The organism is Streptomyces hilarionis (assembly GCF_024539675.1).
GTDB lineage: Bacteria > Actinomycetota > Actinomycetes > Streptomycetales > Streptomycetaceae > Streptomyces > Streptomyces hilarionis.
Genome location: NZ_JAHHIT010000870.1, coordinates 1 through 241, shown reverse-complemented (window position 1 = coordinate 241; position 241 = coordinate 1). Strand labels below are relative to the sequence as shown.

Sequence of the window (241 nt, the reverse complement as noted above, 5' to 3'; positions counted from 1 at the left end):
AGGCCGAGGAGCCAGGTGGCGCGGGGCAGGGAGTGGTGGGCGTTGGCTCCGCAGACGAGGCGGAGGGTGGGGCCGTGGGTTTCGCGGGCGAGGAGGAGGGCGAGGTGGTTGGCTTCGGTGCCGCCGGTGGTGATGAGGGCGTCGGTGAGGCCGGCGTGGGCGGCGAGGGTGCGGGTGACGAGGGTTTCGAGGGTGGAGGCGGCGGGGGCTTGGTCCCAGGAGTCGAGGGAGGGGTTGAGGG

The 241-nt window shown here is 74.3% G+C and carries 1 pseudogene; it reads right to left on the bottom strand.

Annotated elements, in window-relative coordinates:
* Window positions 1-241, bottom strand: a pseudogene (locus KMS84_RS40610) (aspartate aminotransferase family protein); the annotation flags it as partial.